Annotated in this window: 2 protein-coding genes; both read right to left on the minus strand. The window is 52.3% G+C overall.

The annotated features are described in order from the left end of the window. The coding region (locus tag KUV72_RS19625; RefSeq protein ID WP_222239503.1) for an Ig-like domain-containing protein at positions 1 to 1,960 on the minus strand (1,960 nt) is incomplete at its 3' end. Positions 1,961 to 2,430: 470 nt separating this feature from the next. Further along, a partial coding sequence (locus KUV72_RS19630; protein WP_222239504.1) for a type I secretion C-terminal target domain-containing protein occupies positions 2,431 to 2,758 on the minus strand: 328 nt, incomplete at its 5' end.

The following is a 2,758-nucleotide window of genomic DNA, read 5'->3' on the forward strand; positions in this document are numbered from 1 at the left end:
TCAAGGTCCTGCCGTCTGCACTGACGCTAAAGGTGAGGGGAGTGCCACCGGCGGTGAGGCTAGGCAACGAGTCGATATTCCAGTGGAATGCGTCCTGATCGGCCGCGCCGTCGGCGCCATAGTCATAGCCAAGTGAGCCAGTGATGGTGGTGATGCGCCCCGGTGCATCATCTATGCCTCCCTCGATGCCGCCGATCAGTCCGTCTTCATCGAGAAGGGCAGTTGGGGCTGTCGTCGACGGGTCGTCATCAGAGTCGGGGGTCGAAGGAATACCGAGGTTGTCGTTTGTGACGTCAATGACACTTTGAGCGTTCGCGCTATCGCCATCGCGATCGACGAAGGAATAATCGATAACGGCTTGGCCAATGAACTCGGCGTTGGCAGAGAAGGTCAATGTGCTGTCGGCGTTTATGGTGACACGCCCTACGCGATCACCTCCTTGAACAGACGCTGACAATATGCTGCCCATGCCATCTGCGCCCGAGCTATCGTTAGCTAACACGTCGATGATGATGGGCTGGCTAACGTCGGTAACCGTCACGTCATCCGTCGCAACGGGAGTGTCATCATCTATCAGGATTCTCAAGCTTCCTGAAGCACTATCGCCATCAATGTCGGTAATGGTATAGCCGGCGACAATCCTGATATCATCTTCAATATTGGCTCTGGGATGATCCAGAGGTCTTAGAAGGGTGACCAAGTAGCTCCCGCTAGAAAGATCGGTCAGTTTTACCGAAAGAACGTGGTCGCCGTTATCGAGGTAACCCAGCAGAGTATGGCCAGAAGCATCGACAGTCCAGGCGACGTTGGAGCCTCCAGAGGTAAGGCTTGGAAGGTTGGAAGTTGACCAGCGGAAGGCGTTGGAGGTGGCTGCTCCATCGTTGCCGTAAAAGTAACCAAGTTCACCAATGGCTGATGTTTTGTCGCCAGCTACATCATTGATACCACCACTGACCCCGCCTGGCAGTGCGTCTTCATCGACAACCGCTATCGGAATACGAGTCTCAGGATTACCGTCGGAATCAGGCGTAAGCGGTATAGCATTCGGTTTCTCGACGTTGACGAATATCTGTCCATGGACTGTATCGCCATCTGCATCTTCCGCAGTGTAGTTGATAGTGGCTGTACCTGTGAAATCAGGGTTCGGTGTGAAGGCTTGAATGCCGCTCGACGTGCCGGTCAATGTGCCGACGGCATCGCTTCCTTGGATGCTCGTGCTCGTTAACTTTCCCGGGCCATCGGCACCAAAGGATATCTGATCAAAAATATCCAGTATAATGGTTGTGTCGCTTTCGGTACTCACTGTATACGAGCGGGCGATGGGGGTGTCGTCGTCAACGATGATCTTGAGTGAGCTGGTCGCGGTGGCACCATCACTGTCTGTGACGATGTATTTGATGTCGAAGTTGATATCGTCTTCGATGCCGGCGTGCGGATGGTCCAGAACGTCTAGAAGTGAGACCTTGTAGGCTCCCGTGGTGAGATCAGTTAGCTCAATCAGCAGTACCTGATGACCTCCAGCACTGGTGGCGACGAGCGATTGTCCTTGATCGGCCAACCGCCAGGACAAGGTGTCGCCGCGAGACGTCAATTCGGGAAGATCGTCAATGAACCAGCGGAAACCCCCTTGGCCGTCGGCACCGATAAGGTAGCCAAGGCGGCCTGTTGTTGAATGACGTTCGCCATTGACGTCATTGGGCCCGCCAGGAATGCCATCGGGAAGACCATCTTCGTCTACTATGGCGCGAGTTGCCGCTGGGGGGGATGATGAAAGCGAACGCGCCATGGTCGGCCCTGCCGGTTTATTGAATGCATCCTCATCAACATTCTTTTGCGGTTCTAGCGAAGCGCTATCTGTTAGGTCATGTTGGCTAAGCATGTCATCGAAGGTCACGTTAGCTGTGCTGGTCTGTTCAAGTGACGAGCTTGGTGTCAGGTCAGACAAGAAATGACGTGTCATGGTCTTTCCTTAGGTGTCACCACCATAATGGCGGAGGAACAGTAAACCTATATCAAGGAAAGTTATGATGAGAACTGTACTAGGGTTCAGCGTTCCCGATACCGTGAGGATTTGAGGGCGGTGTTGCACAGCAGTGGTGGACTCTAGCTAATATCAGCGTAAACCTATTTGTTGTTGAATTATGGATGTTTTTCCGCTTTTTTCTGCTGTTTCGTCGAGAGGCTAGCGAATGTTGAAAAACTAATTTCTTAGTTCTATGTGTCGAGATGGTTGTATAGAAAAAATGAGATACGTAGTTCTATCGTATTAGCATTGAAAAATCGTGCGACGGGATGGAGTAGTCCCGATGTACTAGGGTAGGCCCCTTTCCATCCGTACTAGTGTGCCTTTATTGGAGGGTATTCGGGTACTGTAAAAATACGAATAGCTATGCCCGACATGCGTCGGGCATAGGTCTTAGTCTTGTGGTGTTACTCCACGTCGAGCTGACCACTGTTGATAAGCTTTACGAGAAAGTCTTGACTAGAGGCTCCTTCCATGTCGACCCCAATCAGTGTGATAACTTGATCAGCACCCTCGCCATCATCACCAATGCCGCCACGGGTCTTGACAGAAAGAACGGTATCCTCACCCTCCTGATGTGCGCGCACGTAGTCGTCGACATCTTGTGCGGTGGCAGCTTGAAGAAGGTCAGAGATGTCCAGCTTGTCAGCATTCTCATCAACGCCAAAGGTCCCTAGCGTGAAATCTTTGATGACGTCTGTGCTGGGTAACGTCACGGTACCTGCGTCACCTAGC

The sequence above is a fragment of the Halomonas sp. DP4Y7-1 genome, assembly GCF_019800705.1.
Taxonomy (GTDB): domain Bacteria; phylum Pseudomonadota; class Gammaproteobacteria; order Pseudomonadales; family Halomonadaceae; genus Halomonas; species Halomonas litopenaei_A.